The organism is Mammaliicoccus sciuri, assembly GCF_002901825.1.
Taxonomy (GTDB): Bacteria; Bacillota; Bacilli; order Staphylococcales; family Staphylococcaceae; genus Mammaliicoccus; species Mammaliicoccus sciuri.
Map to the genome: position 1 here is coordinate 1,797 of NZ_PPQD01000014.1, position 382 is coordinate 2,178.

Here is a 382-nt window from a genome sequence, read left to right on the forward strand (position 1 = left end):
CGGTTCTAACTCTGGTACTGATAGTAATTCCGATTCAGGCGCTAACTCTAATACTGGTTCCGATTCTAACTCAGACAGCAGTTCTGATAGTCAATCTGATAAAGATTCTGATTCAGACACTAACAGTGGTTCTAACTCTGGTACTGATAGTACTTCTGATTTAGACTCGAACTCTGATTCAAATAGCGATTCTGGTTCTAACTCAGACAGTAGTTCTGATAGCCAATCTGATAAAGATTCTGGTTCTGATTCTAACTCTGATACTGGTTCTGATGCTGAGTCAGACAAAGACACTGACGGAGATGGCATCCTTGACAAAGATGATAACGATATCGATGGTGATGGCGTAAGTAACGAAGATGAAAAACTTATCGGTACTGAT

Annotated in this window: 1 protein-coding gene; it reads left to right on the forward strand. The window is 40.1% G+C overall.

Annotated elements, in window-relative coordinates:
- On the forward strand, positions 1 to 382 hold a 382-nt coding region (locus tag CD035_RS13865; protein ID WP_219728642.1), incomplete at both ends, for a hypothetical protein.